Below are 18,995 nucleotides of genomic sequence, written 5' to 3'. Positions count from 1 at the left end.
GCATGCCCCGGTTGGCGAGGCGGGCATGCGGCTAGGTTTCGGGTTCGGCGGCGTAGTGCATGGCACGTTCTCCTTGGCGTGTCGGAACGGTGGAACAGCAAAAAACAGGCAATAAAAAAGCACCCATCGGGTGCTTGTCTGCGTCGGATCGGCGATGGCCGGCGTTAGCGCACGGCGTCGACCACTCCTTCAGGCAGGCGCACCCGGCCTGCGCTGACGCGCAGGGCGTTGGGCAATATCAGCAGCGGTGCGTAGGCCATGGCGGCGTGGACGTTCGGGTGGAAATGTGGTCGCAAGTCTGAACCTGTGCCGGGATATGGTCAATGCGGGCGGTGCAGCGCCGCTGGAACGGTGTGAGATGCTGCGTGCAACGTTAGACCTATCGCGGCGTTATGCCAGGCCCATTGCGCACTGCGCACTGCGCAGCGTCACACGCTCCAGATTTCGCCGAAGACCCGCTCGAAGTTCAGGCCCAGCACCTTTTCGGCGACGCGGGCGCCGTAGCCCTGGCGCAGCAACGCGTCGGCGACGCGTTCGAGTTTGCGCGGAGTGTTGGCGTCGGGCAGGTAGGGCAGACGGTTCTCGCCCGGGGCGCCGATGCCATCGCGGCGCCGCTGCACCAGGTCCGCGGCGAAGGCGCGCCGGTCCTCGTCGGTGATCGGGAAAAACAGCGTGTCGGTGCCGATACCGACATGATCCTCGCCGCAGACGTCGAGAGCGTGCTGCAGGTGACGCATGTAGTCGGCCAGCTGCGGCTGGCGGCGGTCCTCGGTCAGGAACGGCAGCATGTAGACGCCCATCACTCCGCCCTTGTCGGCCAGCGCGCGCAACTCGGCGTCCTGCTTGTTGCGCGGATGCGCGAACACCGCGGCGCATCCGGCATGGGTGATGACCGGCGGGCGCTGCGACAGGGCAATGCCATCGCGCGTGGTCTGCAGGTTGCAATGGCTGAGATCCAGCGCCACCCCGAGCCGGTTCATGCGCGCGACCGCGTCGCGGCCGAGCGCGGTGACGCCGCCCGCGTCGCCGTCCAGGCAGCCCACGCCGAACGGCGTGGTGCGGTTGTAGGTCAGTTGCATGACCCGCACCCCGAGCTGGCGGAACAGGTCGATGCGCGCGGGCTTGTCCTCCAGCATCGCCGCCGACTCGAAGGAGAAGATCAACGCGACGCGCCCCTCGCGCTTGGCGCGACGCAGGTCGGCTGGCTGCAGCACCTTGAGGAAGTGCTGCGGCTCGCGTTCGACCAGCGCCTGCGCGGCGGCGATGTCCTGCACGGCGGTCTCGAAGTCGCCCGCCGCACCGCCCAGCGTGGTCTTCAGCACCGATACGCCGGAGTCGCGCAGTTGCTGCAGCAGTTGCGGCGCATCCGCGCCAGCGAACACCTCCCCGATCGACGCCAAGGCATTGGCGTCCAGCACCAATGTGCGCCGGTACAGCGCATCGGCGCCGCTCGCATCGGCAGTGGCGGCGCCCGCGATGGCGGCCCCGGGCCGCAGGCCGGCCACGGCGCCTGCGGCAGCGGCAGCGGCGCCCAGGCATTGCCGCCGCGTCCATCCCTTGCTCATCGCTTCGTTCCCCGGTGCGTCCTGCGGTGTCGGCGCGCGTGCGTGCCGTCATGCGCGATGCGGCGCGCGCGAGGCACCATACCGCAAACGCGCCCCGCTCCACCACGTGGCGCGGCGGCCGCATGGATTTCGCGGCGCCGGCCTCCTATCATCCGCCGACACTTCCAGGACGGCCGCCCATGACCACCCCGCAGATGTCGGTGTATTTCTTTCTGCAGGCAGCGGCGATCCTGCTGGCGTGCCGCCTGGTCGGCCTGCTGGCCAAGCGCCTGGGACAGCCGCAGGTGGTCGGCGAGATGATCGCCGGCGTCGCGCTGGGGCCGTCGCTGTTCGGCGCGCTGCTGCCGGACCTGCAGCACGCGCTGTTTCCCAAGCCGACCCTGGACATGCTGTACGTGGCCGCGCAGTTCGGCGTGGGCTTGTACATGTTCCTGGTCGGTACCGATTTCCGTGGCGAGCACTTCCGCACGCGCTACCGCAGCGCGATGGGCGTGTCGCTGGCCGGCATCGCGGTGCCGTTCGTGCTGGCTTTCGTGCTGGCGCCGTGGCTGCTGCACGTGCCGGGGCTGTTCTCGGCCAAGGCCAAGCTGCTGGAGGCCTCGCTGTTCCTGGGCGCGGCCATCGCCATCACCGCGTTCCCGATGCTGGCGCGGATCATCCACGAGCGCGGCCTCACCGGCAGCCCGCTGGGCACGCTGGCGCTGACCGCCGGCGCGGTCGACGACGCCGCGGCCTGGTGCATCCTTGCGTTGGTGTTGGCCAGCTTCGGCGGCAGTTGGGGCAGCGCCTATCTCGCGATCGGCGGCGGCGTGGGCTACGCGCTGTTCATGATGCTGGTCGGCCGCCATTGGCTGCGCCGCCTGGCCGACCACGTGCGCCCCGACCAGCCGCTGAGCGCAGGCGTGCTCGCGGTGGTGCTGATGCTGTTCTGCGTCAGCGCCTGGGCGATGGACGCCATTGGCATCCACGCGGTGTTCGGCGGTTTCCTGCTCGGTGCCTGCCTGCCCAAGGGCGCGCTGACCGAGAAGCTGCGCGAGCAATTGCAGCCGTTCGTGGTGGTGTTCCTGCTGCCGATGTTCTTCACCTTCTCCGGGCTCAAGACCGAACTGAGCGTGCTGCTGGACCCGCAAATCCTGCTGGCCGCCGGCGTGGTGCTGCTGGCCTCGTTCCTGGGCAAGGGCATCGCCTGCTGGGCCGCGGCGCGGATCAGCGGCGAGAACAACCACAATGCGATGGCGATCGGCGCACTGATGAACGCGCGCGGCCTGATGGAGCTGATCATCATCAACATCGGCCTGCAGGCCGGGGTGATCGAACAGGGCCTGTTCTCGATCCTGGTGCTGATGGCCATCACCTCCACGCTGATGGCCACCCCGCTGTTCAACTGGGTGATGCGCCGCGCGGCTGGCGACGCGGTGCCGGCGGTGGCCGGCGGGAGACCCTGAGGCGCACAGGCGCCGACGAGGGCATCATCGCAACGCCGCATCCGGAGCAGACCAGGCTCACTGAGCAAAACAGCCGTACGCAGCGCAGGCGCGGCGAGCAGCTCATCAAGCCCTGCTCGCCACACACGGATCTCGGAAGAAACGCACCGTCAGAGCGGCGTCAGCCGCCACAACCCGTAGGGATTGGCGAACAGGTCGCCGGGCTGGAACTGGCTGCTGGCCTCGGCCTGGATCCGGTAGCGCGGCGCATCCGCCGCGACCGAGAACGTATGACCCTCACGCACGTCGGGCGCTTCGTTGAACAGATAGGAGGTGAAGGTGTGCAGCAGGCCGACCGGCTCGGTCGCCGCCTGCGCCGCGACGATCGCGTCCTTCATGCCGAACTGGTGCATGCCGCAGGAATGCACCTGCTCGCCGGTGATGTTCAGCACGTAGGCGCGATGGGCGCTGCCAAGCGCCAGGTCCGCGCACAGTTGGCGCCAGTCGGCCGGGCTGTGGGCGACGCCGCTGCTTTCGACCTTCACCCCCAGGCCGCCGGCGTCCAGCAACGCAGCGGCCGCACGCATCATCGTCTCGGCGCGTACCCGCGAGCCGCCGGCGCCGATCAGGTACACGACCGACGCATGGGTGCCGATGCGTGCCATGTCCGTGGAGCCACGCCAGTGCGGTCCGGCGGCGGCGAACGCGTCGGCCATGCGTGCATCGTGCGGCTCGTGCTGCAATTCGCACGCCGCGCCGCTGTCCATGTGCATCAGCACGTGCCCGGCGAACAGGTAACCGCCACTGTCCTGGACGATGCGCGCCAGCAGGTCGGCGCGATCCGGCCATGACCCGGGAATGCAGAGAACGATCTTGGGAGGTTCGATCATCGGTCGCGGCTCCTTGCCGTCAGTGGGATCGCAAATGCGCGCACGTCACAGGCATGTAGCCGCGACGACGCGCCGGCCGTGCACGATGCCGCTCAGGTCAGCGCCGTCATCACGCCCTTGCGGTAGGCCGGGCGCTGCTGCAGGCGTTGGTACCAGGCGTGCAGGTGCGGCAGCGCCGGGCGTTCGATCGGCATCTCGAACCAGGCGTAGGCGAAGCTGCCCAGCGGGATGTCGCCCATCGCGAAGTGCTCGCCCGACAGCCACGGCTGCTGCGCCAGCGCGGCATCGGCGGTGTGCAACAGCTCGGCCGATTGTTCCAGCGCGGCGGCGATCCTGGCGGCGTCGCGCTGTTCCGGCGCCGTGCGCAGTACGCCCCAGAACAGGTCGCGGAAGGCGCCGGCGAAGCGCGAGGTGGTCCAGTCCATCCACTTGTCGCCCTGCGCCCGCAACACCGGATCCTGCGGGTACAGCGTGCCCGGGGCGTAGCGCGCGGCCAGGTAGCGCACGATGGCGTTGGATTCCCACAACGCCAGGCCGTCGTCCTCGATCGCCGGCACCAGGCCGTTCGGATTGAGCGCGCGATAGGCCGGTGCGTCGTTGCCTCCGAACGCGCCACCAACCTCGATCGATCGGTACGCCACGCCGGCTTCCTCGGCGCACCACAGCACCTTGCGCACGTTGCTCGAGTTGTGGCGACCCCAGATGGTCAGCATGTCGGCGCTCCGGTTGCGGTTGCCGGATTCTACGCTGCAGCGCCGTGCAAGCGCGCACCGCCCGCCGCCGTCGGGAAGGCGGCCACAGCAGGAAGCACTGCAGCAGACTGCCGATCAGGATGCGCGTCCACCACGCAACCACCCGCGACAGCGCGATCCGTCGCGGGCGGCGACACCTCATCCCAATTCGGATATCGCAGCGCCGATTTACGCGATTGTTCGATGGTGGCTGGCGGCCCTATCCTGCCGCCAAGACCCGGCGGGCGATGGTTTCGCCACGCGCCGGCCGCATCGTGCCATTGCCGACATCCCGCCCATGCTCGCATCTGTTCGTTTCCCCGTCCCGCGGCTGCTGGCCCTCTGCCTCGCCACCTGGGCCGGCACCGCGACCGCGGCCGATCGCCTCACCGTCGACCTGGCGCAGGACACCGGCCCGTTCCATGGCGGCGCCTCCGGCAGTCTCTACGGTCTGTACGACGCGCGCCTGCCGTCACCCAACCTGGTCGAGGGCATGGGCCTGCGCAGCGTGGCGACCAAGGCACAGGACGGGCTGCAACATCCCGGCGCCGATGCGCTCGAGGTGATTCGCTCGATCGCCACCGGCTCCGGCGGCGATACCTACATCTACATGACCGACATCCACCGCGGCTTCCCGTACCGTTGGACCCAGGGCGACTGCGCGCAGTCCGTAGCGCACTACCTGGACGAGATCGCGCGCCAGGTCGAGCAGGTCAAGGCGCTGCCCGCGCAATACCGCCGGCACGTGGTGTTCGTGCCGTTCAACGAGCCCGAAGGCAACATGTTCGCCAAGGCCGCCGCGCCGGGACAGGCGGGTCCGGACAGTTGCAACGGCGTGGATTGGCGCAGCGACCCGAGCGCCTATTTCGACGCCTGGGACCGCGCATGGCGACGCATCCGCGCCATCCTGCCGGACGCGCGCATCGCCGGCCCCAACACCAGCATTCTGTTCGACCAGGACAAGGGCTTCCTGCAGCATGCGCTGCGCGCGGGCACCCTGCCCGACGTGGTCACCTGGCACGAACTGAGCAATCCCGCGTCGTTGTCGCGCAGCGTGGCCCGCTTCCGCCGCTGGGAACAGGAACTCTTCGCCGGCACCGCGCTGGCCGGCCGGCACCTGCCGATCAACATCGACGAGTACGCGTTCAACTACCACACCTCGGTGCCGGGGCAGATCGTGCAGTGGGCGGCGGCGATCGAAGCGGCCAAGGTCGATGCCGACCTGGCGTACTGGAACATCGACGGCAACCTGAGCGACTCGGCGGTCCAGGCCAATCGCGGCAACGGCCAGTGGTGGCTGCTGAACGCCTATGCGGCGATGCGTGGCATGCGCACCGTGGCGGTAACGCCACCGCATCCCGGGCAGGACGACAGCCTGCAGGCGGTGGCCGCCCTCGACCCGCGACAGACGCAGGCGCGCGTCCTGTTCGGCGGCAGTAGCGGGCCCGCCACGCTGGCGTTGACCCACATTCCGAGCGCCTCGTTCGGCAAGCGAGTGCGCGTGGTCGTGCGCGAAATCCCCTGGACCGGACAGCTCGGCGACGCCGCCGCACCGCGCCTGCTCGCGGACGTGCAGGTGCCGGTGGTCGCCGACCGCATCGATCTGCAGTTCGGCCACGGCGCATTGCCGGCGCTGAACGCCGAATCGGCCTACAGCCTGGTGGTCATGCCGGGCATGCACGGCGGCCCTGCACAACCGCCGGCACTGCGCTGGCAGCAGCGGTACGAAGCAGAGAACGCCGCGCATCAGGGCAGCGGCTACGAACGGCACGGTCCGGAAGGCTCGCCGCAGGCGCTCGATCGTTTCTTCACCTCCGGCCGCTACGCCGTCGGCGGATTCGCCAGCGACCGCGATGTGCGCCTGGACTTCGCCGTCGCGGTGCCGCAGGACGGCCTCTACGATCTGCGCATCCTCGCCAACAGTTTCAACCAGGATCCGCTGGTCGCCGCACTGGGGCCGACCAATGTCTTCGTGCGCATCGACGGGGATCCGGCCAGCGAACGCGAGGTGATGCTACCGCTCGGCTACAAGCCGGTGGTGTGGGACCACGCCGACCTGCGCCTCCGCCTGAGCGCGGGCCGCCACGTGCTCGGCATCGCCAGCGCAAGCGCGGATGGGCGGCGGCACACACGCGGCAATGCGCTGATCGACCGCATCACCCTGTCGTTGCCCGATCCCGCCAGCGAGACGCAGGTCTACGAGGCCGAACTCGCCACGCTGGCGGGCGGCGCGCAGGCGCGCTACGACCGCGACGACGTCTCCGGCGCCGGCGCGGTGGCGCTGCCGGCCGGCGCCACCGCCACCTTCTGGGTGTATGCGCCGCAGGAAGGAGTGACGCCACTGTCGATGGACCTGGCCACGCCCGGCGCGTTGTCGCTCGCCGTCAACGGCCGCCCGCTGCAGACGCCCACGCAAGCGGTGTTCCTGCTGGGCGGGATCAACAAGATCGTGGTCGGCGGCAGCGCCGAGCGCCCTGTGCTGGATCGCCTGCGGGTGGGTCCCGGCGCCATGCTCGGCCCGCACTACGAAGCCGAACAGGCGACCATCGCCGGCAGCGCGCATCGCACCCAGGCCACCCTCGCCAGCGGCGGCGCAGCGGTGACCGGCATCGGCGGCGAACCCGGCAACGGCAATACGCTCACCTTCGCCTCGGTCATGGTCGAGCGCGCCGGCCCGTACATGCTGACCCTGCGTTACGCCAACGACGAACAGTCGAAGGCGAGCCATTACAACCCGGATCCGCTGGCCCGCGTCGGGCGCATCCGCGTCAACGGGGCGCCGCCGATACTGGCGACCTTCCCGCACAGCTTCCACCGCAACAACTGGTGGGAACTGAGCGTGCCGGTCGAACTGCGCGCCGGGCGCAATCGCATCCAGCTTTCCGGCGAAGAAGTCCCCGATGCCGACGGCGTCCACTACATCTCGCAGCGTGCTCCCGACATCCTGCTGCGCTCGCGGTACGCACCGGACATCGACTGGATCGCGGTCACGCCGCTGCAGGACGATGCGGTGCCGCCGGCCCCCCGCTAGCGGGGACTGTCGCGAGAAACGGCCGCACGCGCGCGCTGGCGCGCTGGCGCCGCCCGGCGCCCCAGGTCAGGCAACGGCATCCCCAGCCGGCAGGCGCCGGGTCAGCAGTCGCTGCAGCAGGCAGAACAGCAACAGCAAACCGCCGATCACGATGCGCGTCCACCACGAACTGAGCGTGCCGTCGAACACGATCAAGGTCTGGATCGCGCCCAGGATCAGCACGCCGAACAAAGTGCCGATCACGTAGCCGCTGCCGCCGGCGAGCAGGGTGCCGCCGATCACCACCGCGGCGATGGCGTCCAGCTCCAGGCCTTGCGCGTGCAGGCTGTAGCCGGACAGCATGTAGAACGTGCACACCACCCCGGCCAGTGCCGAGCAGAAGCCGCTGAAGGCGTAGACGCGCACCTGTGTCGCCTCCACCGGCAGGCCCATCAACCGCGCCGAGGCCTCGCTGCCGCCGAGTGCGTACACGCAGCGGCCGAAGCGGGTGCACTGGGTCAGCCACATGCCCAGCGCCACCATGGCCAGCGCGATCAGCGCGCCGACCGACAGCGACGCGCCGCCGCCCAGCGGCAGCCGCGCCTGCGCGATCGCGGTATACAGCGGGTCGGTGATCGGGATCGAGTCGACGCTGATCAGATAGCTGGCGCCACGCGCCAGGAACATGCCGGCCAGGGTCACCACGAACGGCTGCAGGCGATAGCGCTGGATCAGCAGGCCCATGCCGGCGCCGAACACGCTGCCGAGCAGCAGCACCAGCGGAATCGCCGCCAGCGGCGACCAGCCATGGCGCTCGACCAGGGACGCCGACAGCACCGTGCTGAAGGCCAGCACCGCACCGACCGACAGGTCGATGCCGCCGCTGAGGATCACCAGGCTCATGCCGACCGCGGCGATGCACAGGAAGGCGTTGTCGATCAGCAGATTGGCCAGCACCTGCGGTGCCAGGAAGCCGTCGTAGAGCACGCCGCCGGCCGCGAGCATGGCCACGAACAGCGCCACGGTGATCGCCAGCGGCAGGCGCGCGCCCTGCAGCGTGCCCGCCGCCTTGCGCAGGCCGGACACGGTCGCGCGCGGCGCCGCCGCGCTCATGGCCGCACCTGCGGCGGCGAACGCCTGATCCAGTTGCGCAGGTTGGCGCGGAACACCGGCGATTGCAGCAGCATCACCGCGAACACCAGCAGCGCCTTGATCAGCATGGTGACCTGCGCCGGCACGCCGAAGGCATAGATGGTCGCGGTCAGGGTCTGGATGATCAGCGCACCGATCACGCTGCCGGCCAGGCTGAAGCGGCCGCCATCGAGCAGCGTGCCGCCGAGGGTGACCGCCAGGATCGCGTCCAGCTCCATCAGTTGCCCGGCGTTGTTGGCGTCGGCGCTCTTGACGTTGGAGCTGATCAGCAGCCCGGCGAGGCCGGCGCTGAACGCGCAGAACACATACAGCAGCACCGCGATCAACCGCGCACGCACGCCCGCCACCCGCGCCGCCCGCGGGTTGTGGCCGATGGCGCGCACGAACAGCCCCAACGCGGTGCGCCCCAGCAGCAGCTGCAACACCACGAACACCGCGGCGACCACGAACAAGGCGAACGGCAGGCCGAGCAGGAAGCCGTTGCCGAGATAGAAGTACGGCGGGTAGTAGATGGTCAGGATCTGTCCGTCGCCGAGCAGTTGCGCGATGCCGCGCCCGGCCACCATCAGGATCAGCGTGGCGATGATCGGCTGCATGCCGACCTTGACCACCAGCAGCCCGTTCCACAGCCCGCACAGCGCCGCCACCAGCAGCGGCGCCAGCAGCACCGCCCACAGCGGGAAGCGGCTGTGTTCGCCGCCACCGATCATCCAGGCCGCCACCGTCGCGGCGATCGCCACCACCGCGCCCACCGAGATGTCCAGGCCGCGCACCGCGATCACCAGGGTCATGCCCATCGCCACCAGCGCCAGCGGCGCGGCGCGGTTGCCGATGTCGACCAGGCTGCCGTACAGATGGCCATCGCGCCATTGCAGGCTCAGGAAGCCGGGATCGAACACGCCGTTGCCGAGCAGCAGCACGGCCAGCGTCGCCAGCGGCCAGAACAGCGGGTGCGCGCGCAGCCGCGCAGGCCAGCGCGCGGCAGTCGTATCGGGCGTGGCGGCGGCGCTCATGCCGCGCTCCCGGCGATCAGGTCGAAGATCGCACGCTCGCCGCAGCCGCCGGGCAGTTCGCCGACCAGACGGCGTTCGCGCAGCACCGCGATGCGGTCGGCGATGCGCGCGATCTCGGCGACTTCGGCGGAAATGAACAGCACCGCCATGCCCTCGCGGGCCAAGGCCAGGATCCGGGTCATGATGTCCTGCTTGGCGGCGATGTCGATGCCGCGGGTGGGTTCGTCGAGGATCAGCAGCCGCGGCCGCGTCGCCAGCCACCGCGCCAGCACCACCTTCTGCTGGTTGCCGCCGGACAACAGCCCCACCGGCGTGTCCAGGCTGGCGGTCTTGATGCCCAGCACGTCCACATAGCCCTGCGCGATGCGCACCTGCTCGGCCGGCGCCAGGAACCGGCGCAGGCCCATGCGCGCCTGCAAGGCCAGCACGATGTTCTCGCGCACCGACAGCTCGGCGACGATGCCCTCGGTCTTGCGTTCTTCCGGGCACAGCGCCAGGCCGTGGGCGATCGCGTCGGGCGGGCCGCGCAGGGCCACGTCGCGGCCGTCGATCGACACGCGGCCGCGATCGGCGCGGTCCAGCCCGAACAGCAGCCGCGCCAGTTCGGTGCGGCCAGCGCCGAGCAGGCCGGCCAGGCCCAGCACCTCGCCGCGGCGCAGTTGCAGATCGGTCGGGTGCAGCTGGCCGCGCCGGCCCAGGCCCTGCGCCTGCAGCAGCGGCGCCGCGTCCTCGGGTGTGGCGGCGCGCACCGCGGCGGCTGCGGCGCTGGCCGGGTCGAGCGCGCGCCCGACCATCGCCGCGACCAGTTGCGGTGCGGGCAGCGCGTCGGGCGTGTCCTCGCCGACCAGGCGGCCGTTGCGCAGCACGCTGATGCGGTCGGCCACCGCATACACCTGGTCCAGGAAATGGGTGACGAACAGGATCGCCATGCCGGCCTCGCGCAGCGCGCGCATCACCCGGAACAGCTCGGCCACCTCGCCCTCGTCGAGACTGGAAGTCGGTTCGTCGAGGATCAGCACTCGCGCAGAGACGCTAACCGCACGCGCGATCGCCACCATCTGCTGCACCGCCACCGGATAGGTGCCCAGCGCGCGACGCACGTCGATGGCGATGCCCAGCCGCTGCAGTGCGGCCTCGGCGTCGCGCTCGACCCGGCGCCAGTCGATGCGCCGCGGCCAGCCGCGCAGCGGATAGCGACCGGCGAACAGGTTCTCGGCCACCGACAGGTTCGGGCACAAGTTCACTTCCTGGTACACGGTGCTGATGCCGAGCCGTTGCGCCTGCTGCGGCGACGCCGGCGCGACGACGGCGCCGTCCAGCACGATGCGCCCGGCGTCGGCGGCCGCCACCCCTGTCAGCAACTTGATCAGGGTCGACTTGCCGGCGCCGTTCTGGCCCATCAGCGCGTGGATCTCGCCGCCGCGCAGGCGCAGCGCCACGTCCTCCAGCGCGGCCACGCCGGCGTAGGCCTTGCTCAGTCCCTGCGCCTCCAGCACCAGCGGATGCATGCGCGCGCCCTCAGTACTTGCGCTTGGGCAGTTCGGCCGCGGCCTGGTCCTGGGTGTACACCGACTCCTCCACCACGATGCGCTTGGGCAGGGTCTTGCCGGCCTTGAGGTCGCGGATGGCCTGCACCAGTTGCGGGCCCAGCAGCGGATTGCATTCGACGGTGACGTTCAGCTTGCCCGCCTGCATCGCCTCGAACGCGCCCTTCACCCCGTCCACCGAGATCACCAGGATGTCCTTGCCCGGCGTCAGCCCGGCCTCCTCGATCGCCTGGATCGCGCCGATCGCCATGTCGTCGTTGTGCGCATAGAGCACGTCGATGTTGCGCCCTTCCGCCTTCAGGAACGCCTCCATCACTTCCTTGCCCTTGGCGCGGGTGAAGTCGCCGCTCTGCGAGCGCACGATCTGGAAGCGCGGATGCGCCGCCAGGATTTCCTTGAAGCCCTTCATGCGATCGATCGCCGGCGCCGAGCCGACGGTGCCTTGCAGCTCGACGATGCGCACCGGCTTGTCGCCGTCCTTCAACGGCGACTGCTCGACCAGCCAGCGCGCCGCCTTGCGCCCTTCCTCGACGAAATCCGAGCCGATCAGGGTGACGTACAGGCTGTCGTCGGACACCTTTACCGCGCGGTCGGTGAGCACCACCGGGATCTTCGCGGCCTTGGCCTCGCGCAGCACGGTCTCCCAGCCCGATTCCACCACCGGCGAAAACGCGATCACGTCCACGCGCTGGGCGATGAACGAACGCAGCGCCTTGATCTGGTTCTCCTGCTTCTGCTGCGCGTCGGAGAACTTCAGCTTCATGCCGGCATCGGCGACGGCCTGCTTGATCGAAGCGGTGTTGGCGGTACGCCACTCGCTCTCGGCGCCGACCTGGCTGAAACCGACGGTCAGTTGTCCGGGCGCCTTGCCCGCGTCCTTGCCGCCGCCGGAACAGGCGGCCAGCGCCATGCCCAGCAGCGCCACGATGCCCAGCGCACGCATTCCCGACTTGTGCTTCTGCATAGCCCCTCCTCGTTGATGGCACGCTGGCGGCGGACGGGCCCTGAGGCCGCGACGCGCCGCCCACCCTCCCAGGCCGGCGTGCGCTGGTTCGATCAGTTCATGGTGCGGATGTATAGGCGGTCTTGACCGTGGTGTAGAACTCCACCGCATACCGGCCCTGCTCGCGCGGGCCGTAGCTGGACGCCTTGCGCCCGCCGAACGGCACGTGCGGGTCGACGCCGGCGGTGGGCAGGTTGACCATCACCATGCCCGCCTGCGCGTGCCGCTTGAAATGCGTGGCGTGCTTCAGCGAGCGCGTGGCGATGCCGGCGCACAGGCCGAACTCGGTGTCGTTGGCCAGGGCCAGCGCGTGCTCGTAGTCGTCGGCCACCAGCACCGCCGCGACCGGGCCGAACACTTCCTCGCGGGCGATGCGGTGCTGCGGCTGCGCGGCGACCAGCGCCGGGCGCAGGTAGTAGCCGCGGTGCGCGCACTCCAGCGCTTCGCCGCCGTAGAGCAGTTCGGCGCCTTCTTCGCGGGCGATGCGCAGGTAGTCGCGGTCCTGTTCGAACTGGCTGGCGCTGGCGACCGGGCCGATGTCCACGCCCGGCTCCAACGCATGGCCGATCTTCAGTGCAGCCAGGCGCGTACGCACACGCCCGACGAATTCATCGTGCACCTCGCGTTCGACGATCAACCGGCTCGAGGCGGTGCAACGCTGGCCGGTGGAGAAGTAGGCGCCGTTGACCGCGATCTCCACCGCCAGGTCCAGGTCGGCATCGGCCAGCACCACCAGCGGATTCTTGCCGCCCATCTCCAACTGGATCTTCAGCCCGCGCTCGGCGGCCTGGCGCAGCAGCCGGTTGCCGGTGGGCACCGAGCCGGTGAAGCTCAGCGCATCGATGCCGCGCTCGGCGACCAGCGCCTGGCCGACCGTGCTGCCGCTGCCGAGCACCAGGTTGAACGCGCCGTTGGGCAGGCCCGCGCGGCTGAGGATCTCGGCCAGCGCCCAGGCGCAACCGGGCACGATCTCCGCCGGCTTGAACACGACGGTGTTGCCGTAGGCCAGCGCCGGCGCGATCTTCCACGCCGGGATCGCCAGCGGGAAATTCCACGGCGCGATGATGCCGACCGTACCGACTGGCTCGCGGGTGATTTCGACGTTGACCCCGGGCCGGGTGGAGGCCAGCGTCTCGCCGGGAATGCGCAAGGCCTCGCCGGCGAAGAACTTGAAGATCTGCCCGGCGCGCGCCGCCTCGCCGATGCTCTCCGGCAGGGTCTTGCCCTCTTCCGATGCCAGCAGCGCGCCCAGTTCCTGCTTGCGCGCCAGGATCTCGCTGCCGACCGCATCCAGCGCGTCGGCGCGCTGCTGCGGCGTAGTCGCGGCCCAGGCCGACTGCGCTGCGTTGGCCGCGGCGATCGCCTCGCGCACCGTGGCCGCATCGACATTGCCGGCCTCGCCGACCGGTGCCGACAGGTCGGACGGATTCTCGTCGGGGGCGATCGCATCGCCGGCCACCCAGCGGCCGTCGATGTAGCTCTGGAAACGTCGGGTCATATCTACCTCCGTGCGGTTCTACAGCGCGCGCACGCCGCCCAGGGCGAATCCGCTCTCGACGCGCTGCAAGGGATTGACCAGCGCCGCGCCGAACTCGGGCAGTTCGATCTCGAAGCGGTCGCCGGGCTGTGCCTGCACGCCGTCAGCGAAGCTCAGCGTGGCGGTGCCGAAGAAATGCAGGTGCACGTCGCCGGGCACGCGGTGCGCGGCGTACTTGAAATGGTGGTATTCGAGATTGGCCAGCGAGTGGCACATGTTGGCCTCGCCGGTGACGAAGGGCTTTTCCCAGATCACCGCATCGCCGCGGCGGATGCGGCTGTGCCCGCGCAGGTCGCGTGGCAGGTCGCCGATGCGCAGCTCCGGGCCGACCGCGCAGGCGCGCAGCTTGGAATGGGCCAGGTACAGGTAGTTCTGGCGCTCGGTGACGTGGTCGGAGAATTCGTTGCCTAGCGCAAAGCCGAGCCGGTACGGCACGCCGTCGGCGCCGATCACGTACAGCCCGACCAACTCCGGTTCCTCGCCGCCGTCCAGGGCAAAGTCCGGGGACGGCAGCGGCGCGCCCGGCGCGACCAGATTGCTGCCGTCGCCCTTATAGAACCATTCCGGCTGCGCGCCGGGCTGGCCGTCGCGCGGGATGCCACCTTCCACGCCAAGCTGGAAGATCTTCATCGAATCGGTGAGCGTGCCCTGCTCGGCCTGCTGCTGCAAGTTCTGGTGCATGGCATCGCGGGTCGCCGCGCTGCCCAGGTGGGTCAGGCCGGTGCCGGTGACGCGGCAATGCGCCGGGTCCGGATGGGTCAGCGGCGGCAACACCCGGCCGGCGGCCAGCAGCGCGGCATAGTCGAGCACACGCTCGCCGCGCAGGAGCTGCGCCTGCGCGTCCAGGCGGTTGCCGGCGGCCAGCGCCACGTTGGCCAGCGCGTAGGTCGAATCCACCTCGCGCAACAGCCGCACCTGGCGGCCGTCGTCCTCCACCACGCCGACGCTGGGGGTCCCTGCGTCATCGAGCAACTGGATCAATCGCATGAATCGGTCGCCTGTCGGAATGCGGGCGCGCAGCGCGCGGCGCGGGACACGCGCGACGCGATGCGCCGGTCCTATTCTGGCCGGACGACCTATATGCAACAAATATCGGTTTTGGCTTAACGTATACGAACATTCGTATCTTTGTGAGCGCCATGCCCGCCGCCCCGCCCTGGTTCGTCCGCGCCCGCCTGAAGACCCGGCAATTGATGCTGCTGCTGGCGATCGAGGAGGAAGGCAACATCCACCGCGCCGCCGAGACCTTGAACATGTCGCAGCCGGCTGCCTCCAAGCTGCTCAAGGACCTGGAGGACATGCTGGCGGTGCCGCTGTTCGAGCGCCTGCCGCGCGGCATGCGTGCGACCTGGTACGGCGAGGCGATGATCCGCCACGCGCGCATCGCCCTGGCCAGCCTCGGCGAGGCCGGCGCCGAGATCGAGGCGCTGAAGGCCGGCTATGCCGGCAGCGTCGCCGTCGGCGCGATCGCCGGCCCGGCGATGAGCCTGCTGCCGTCGGCCCTGGCCCAGGTCGGCGCGCAGCATCCGCTGCTGCGGGTGAGCCTGCGCGTGGACGGCAGCGACGTGCTGCTGGAGCAGCTGGCGCAGAACAAGCTCGACATCGTGGTGGCGCGGCTGTTCGCGCGGCACGACAAGCGCCACCTGCACTACCAGGCGCTGGCCGAGGAAAAGGTCTGCGCCATCGCCCGCCCCGGCCATCCGCTGCTGGCGGCGCCGGCGCCGGCGCCGACACTGGCCGTGCTGGCCGAGGCACCGTGGATCGTGCCACCGGACGGCAGCGTGCTGCGCCACCGCTTCGAACTGATGTTCCAGAACGCCGGGCTGGAGGCGCCCAAGCGGGTGATCGAGACCTCGGCGCTGGTGGTGCTGCCGCAGCTGCTGCGCCATGGCGACGCGCTGGCGGTGGTGCCGGAGGACGTGGCCCGGCATTTCGCCGACCACGGCAGCGTGGCGATCGTGCCGGTGACGCTGTCCTGCCGCATGGACGCCTTCGGCCTGATCACCCGCCGCGACTGGCTGCTGTCGCCCGGCGCGCGGATCGTGCTGCAGGCGCTGCAGGAGGCGGCCGCCACGGTCTACGGCGTCACCGTGGCAGCGGCCGCGCCGTCGCTGACTGCGGAGGGCTGATCGCGTCGGGACTGAAGTCCCTCCCACAACGCGCCTCCCAGCAGCAGCGCCAGGCTGTTTGTGGGAGGGGCTTCAGCCCCGACGCGCGAAGCGGGACACCTCCTCCGCTATGGCCCTGTCCGAGCCGACGCCACCCCGCAGGGCATCCCTACACCGCCCGCCGCCGGACCTGGCTCAGGTCCAGCCGCCATCCACCACGAACTCCTGCGCGGTGATCGCTCGCGCCTCGTCCGAGGCCAGGAACAGCGCCATGCGCGCGATGTCGTCGGGCATCACCTTGTCCGGCAGGCACTGGTTGCGCGCCAGTTCGCGCTCGCCGGCCTCGTCCAGCCACAGGGTGACCTGGCGCTCGGTCATCACCCAGCCCGGGGTCAGCACGTTGATGCGGATCCGCGCCGCGCCCAGGTCGCGGGCCAGGCCGCGGGTCAGGCCGTTCACCGAGGACTTGGCGGTGGCATAGACCGGATAGCCGCCGGTCTTGCTCTGCCAGCCGGTGGAGCCCAGGTTGACGATGGAACCGCCCCCCAGCCGCTGCATGCCCGGCACCACCGCCTGGATCGCGAAGAACGCCGCACGCTGGTTGATCGACACGCAGCGCTCCCAGTACTCCGGCGTCACCGCCTCCAGCGCATGGCGGTCGTCGCTGCCGACGTTGTTGAGCAGCACGTGGAAGTCGCCCAGTTCGGCCGCCGCCGCGCCGATCGCCGCCTGCAGCGCGGCCACGTCGGTGACGTCGCAGCGGCGCCACCAGGGCGCGGTCAGGCCCGCCGCGGCTAGCCGCTCGGCCAGCGCGGCGCTGGCCTCGGCCGCGACATCGACGAAGGCCACCTGTGCGCCCTGCGCAGCGAAGGCCTCCACCAGCGCGGCGCCGATGCCGGAGCCGCCGCCGGTGATGAAGACGCGGCGGCCGCGCAGGCTGCCGTAGGTTGCGTTGCCGAGGGAGGAAGGCGCCGCGCTTGCCGAGTTGTCCATGCCGTTTCGCTCTAGGTGGATAGGATTTCGATATATGAAAACAAATATCCATTCGAAGATATTTGCTATTTTTCACGTATCAATATGCCCGCTAGCATCGCCGACGTAAAGCATCCGGGGGCGGCTTGCGCGCAGGCGGATCCCGGCGTCCTGGACTCGAGGAATCCGCCGACATGGGCTCACCCAGCAAACCGCCGCGCCGCAGCCAGGCGTGGTTCGGGCGCGAAGGCAAGCAGGGCTTCTACTACCGCAGCTGGCTCAAGAGCGCCGGCCATCCGCACGACATGTTCGATGGCCGCCCGGTGATCGGCATCTGCAACACCTGGTCGGAGCTGACCCCGTGCAACGGCCATCTGCGCGAACTGGCCGAGCACGTCAAAAAAGGCGTGTACGAGGCCGGCGGATTCCCGCTGGAATTCCCGGTGATGTCGCTGGGCGAAACGCAGATGCGCCCCACCGCGATGCTGTTCCGCAACCTCGCCAGCATGGACGTGGAGGAATCGATCCGCGCCAATCCGCTGGATGGCGTGGTGCTGCTGATGGGCTGCGACAAGACCACCCCGTCCTTGTTGATGGGCGCGGCCAGCGTGGACCTGCCGACCATCGGCGTGTCCGGCGGGCCGTCGCTGTCGGGCAACTGGCGCGGGCAACCGCTGGGCTCGGGCACCGGCGTGATCGAGATGTCGGAGATGGTCCGCGCCGGCACCCTGAGCCAGGACGACTTCGTCGAGGCCGAGGCCTGCATGCAGCGCTCCAAGGGCAGTTGCATGACCATGGGTACCGCGTCGACCATGGCCAGCATGGTCGAGGCGCTGGGCATGTCGCTGCCGGAGAACGCGGCGATCCCGGCCGTGGACGCGCGCCGCGCGCGGCTGGCCCGGCTCAGCGGGCGGCGCATCGTGCAGATGGTGGAAGAGGACCTGCGCATGTCGCAGGTGCTGACCGCCGATGCGTTCGCCAACGCGATCAAGGTCAATGCGGCGATCGGCGGCTCCACCAATGCGGTACTGCACCTGCTCGCCCTGGCCGGCCGCGTGGGCGTGCCGCTGCAGCTGGACGACTGGGACCGGCTCGGCTCGCGGCTGCCGTGCCTGGTGAACCTCAAACCGTCCGGCCAGTACCTGATGGAAGACTTCTACTATGCCGGCGGACTGCCGGCGGTGATGCGCGAGCTCGGCAGCGAACTGGCGCTGGACGCACGCACCGTCAACGGCCGCACCGTGGGCGAGAACGTGGCGCAGGCGCCGTGCTGGAACCGCGAGGTGATCCATCCGCTGGACGCACCGGTCCGCGCAGAGGCCGGCATCGCCGTGCTGCGCGGCAACCTGGCGCCTGACGGCGCGGTGATCAAGCCCTCGGCCGCGTCCCCGCACCTGCTGCGGCACCGCGGGCGCGCGGTGGTGTTCGAGAGCATCGAGGATTTCAAGGCGCGCATCGACGACGAGGCGCTGGACATCGACGCCGACTGCATCATGGTGCTGAAGCACTGCGGTCCGCGTGGCTACCCGGGCATGGCCGAAGTCGGCAACATGCCGCTGCCGCCGAAGCTGCTGCGCGCCGGCATCACCGACATGGTGCGCATCTCCGACGCACGCATGAGCGGGACCGCCTACGGCACCGTGGTGCTGCACGCCTCGCCCGAAGCCGCGGCCGGCGGCACCCTGGCGCTGGTGCGCGACGGCGACATCATCGAGCTCGACGTCCCCGGCCGCGCACTGCACCTGGAAGTCAGCGACGAGGAACTGCTGCGCCGGCGCAGCGAATGGACGCCGCCGCCGGCGCCGACGCGCGGCTGGAGCAAGCTCTATGTGGAGCACGTGCAGCAGGCGCACCTGGGCGCGGACCTGGACTTCCTGGTCGGTAGCAGCGGCGATGCGGTGGCGCGCGATTCGCATTAGCACCCGCAGCGAGATGCTTCCACGACTTTCGTAGATACCGTCTTATCCCCTAGCAGGCAAGGCCCCTTTTCGGGTCGAACGCGGTGCCCGATTTGAGGACGCCATAGGCGAGGTGCAGGAGCTT

At 70.0% G+C, this 18,995-nt stretch carries 14 protein-coding genes; 4 read left to right on the top strand and 10 right to left on the bottom strand.

The window, feature by feature from the left end; genetic code table 11:
• Nucleotides 1-428: 428 nt before the first annotated feature.
• Entirely contained in the window at nt 429-1,565 is a 1,137-nt protein-coding gene (locus GGR66_RS16090) for a membrane dipeptidase (protein WP_255421732.1), read from the bottom strand.
• Nucleotides 1,566-1,744: 179 nt separating this feature from the next.
• On the opposite strand from GGR66_RS16090, the gene GGR66_RS16085 reads away from it, so the two are divergent.
• A complete protein-coding gene (locus tag GGR66_RS16085) occupies nt 1,745-3,010 on the top strand; it encodes a cation:proton antiporter (RefSeq protein ID WP_184449045.1) in 1,266 nt (421 codons plus the stop codon).
• Nucleotides 3,011-3,159: 149 nt separating this feature from the next.
• Here GGR66_RS16085 and GGR66_RS16080 read toward each other — a convergent pair whose 3' ends face one another.
• The gene (locus GGR66_RS16080; RefSeq protein WP_184449043.1) at nt 3,160-3,879 is read right to left on the bottom strand and encodes a hypothetical protein; all 720 of its coding nucleotides are present in this window, start codon (nt 3,877-3,879) and stop codon (nt 3,160-3,162) included.
• Between the two features lie 92 nt (nt 3,880-3,971).
• Nucleotides 3,972-4,592: a glutathione S-transferase gene (locus tag GGR66_RS16075; protein WP_184449041.1), complete on the bottom strand. Its 621-nt coding sequence runs from the start codon at nt 4,590-4,592 to the stop codon at nt 3,972-3,974.
• A gap of 316 nt (nt 4,593-4,908) precedes the next feature.
• Here GGR66_RS16075 and GGR66_RS16070 point away from each other — a divergent pair, with 316 nt between their 5' ends.
• Nucleotides 4,909-7,641 carry a cellulosome protein gene (locus tag GGR66_RS16070; RefSeq protein ID WP_184449039.1) on the top strand — a complete coding sequence of 911 codons (2,733 nt, stop codon included), beginning with the start codon at nt 4,909-4,911 and terminating at the stop codon, nt 7,639-7,641.
• A gap of 66 nt (nt 7,642-7,707) precedes the next feature.
• Here GGR66_RS16070 and yjfF read toward each other — a convergent pair whose 3' ends face one another.
• The 6 genes from yjfF to araD1 all read right to left on the bottom strand — a co-directional run bounded on the left by yjfF (nt 7,708) and on the right by araD1 (nt 14,859).
• Nucleotides 7,708-8,733, bottom strand: coding sequence for a galactofuranose ABC transporter, permease protein YjfF (gene yjfF / locus GGR66_RS16065; RefSeq protein ID WP_184449037.1), 1,026 nt, complete (start codon nt 8,731-8,733; stop codon nt 7,708-7,710).
• Entirely contained in the window at nt 8,730-9,785 is a 1,056-nt protein-coding gene (locus GGR66_RS16060; RefSeq protein WP_184449035.1) for an ABC transporter permease, read from the bottom strand. The genes yjfF and GGR66_RS16060 overlap by 4 nt, the downstream gene beginning before the upstream one ends.
• Nucleotides 9,782-11,293, bottom strand: a complete 1,512-nt coding sequence (locus tag GGR66_RS16055; RefSeq protein WP_184449033.1) for a sugar ABC transporter ATP-binding protein — start codon at nt 11,291-11,293, stop codon at nt 9,782-9,784. Before GGR66_RS16055 ends, GGR66_RS16060 begins: the two co-directional genes overlap by 4 nt.
• Nucleotides 11,294-11,303: 10 nt before the next feature.
• Nucleotides 11,304-12,296, bottom strand: coding sequence for an ABC transporter substrate-binding protein (locus tag GGR66_RS16050; RefSeq protein WP_255421731.1), 993 nt, complete (start codon nt 12,294-12,296; stop codon nt 11,304-11,306).
• Between the two features lie 97 nt (nt 12,297-12,393).
• The gene (locus GGR66_RS16045) at nt 12,394-13,833 is read right to left on the bottom strand and encodes an aldehyde dehydrogenase family protein (RefSeq protein ID WP_184449031.1); all 1,440 of its coding nucleotides are present in this window, start codon (nt 13,831-13,833) and stop codon (nt 12,394-12,396) included.
• 18 nt (nt 13,834-13,851) lie between these two features.
• Nucleotides 13,852-14,859, bottom strand: coding sequence for an AraD1 family protein (gene araD1, locus GGR66_RS16040; protein ID WP_184449030.1), 1,008 nt, complete (start codon nt 14,857-14,859; stop codon nt 13,852-13,854).
• Nucleotides 14,860-15,011: 152 nt separating this feature from the next.
• Between araD1 and GGR66_RS16035 the strand changes: the two genes are divergently transcribed.
• The gene (locus tag GGR66_RS16035; RefSeq protein WP_184449028.1) at nt 15,012-16,001 is read left to right on the top strand and encodes a LysR substrate-binding domain-containing protein; all 990 of its coding nucleotides are present in this window, start codon (nt 15,012-15,014) and stop codon (nt 15,999-16,001) included.
• A gap of 174 nt (nt 16,002-16,175) precedes the next feature.
• Here GGR66_RS16035 and GGR66_RS16030 read toward each other — a convergent pair whose 3' ends face one another.
• On the bottom strand, nt 16,176-16,973 hold the full coding sequence (locus GGR66_RS16030) for an SDR family oxidoreductase (protein WP_184449026.1): 798 nt from the start codon (nt 16,971-16,973) through the stop codon (nt 16,176-16,178).
• A 173-nt stretch (nt 16,974-17,146) separates the two neighbouring features.
• Between GGR66_RS16030 and GGR66_RS16025 the strand changes: the two genes are divergently transcribed.
• Nucleotides 17,147-18,871, top strand: coding sequence for an IlvD/Edd family dehydratase (locus tag GGR66_RS16025; RefSeq protein ID WP_160964394.1), 1,725 nt, complete (start codon nt 17,147-17,149; stop codon nt 18,869-18,871).
• Nucleotides 18,872-18,995 lie beyond the last annotated feature (124 nt).

It is taken from the genome of Xanthomonas sp. 3498, assembly GCF_014199795.1.
GTDB lineage: Bacteria > Pseudomonadota > Gammaproteobacteria > Xanthomonadales > Xanthomonadaceae > Xanthomonas_A > Xanthomonas_A rydalmerensis.
The sequence above is the reverse complement of the archived record's forward strand: the minus strand, read 5'-3'. Positions and strand labels throughout refer to the sequence as shown.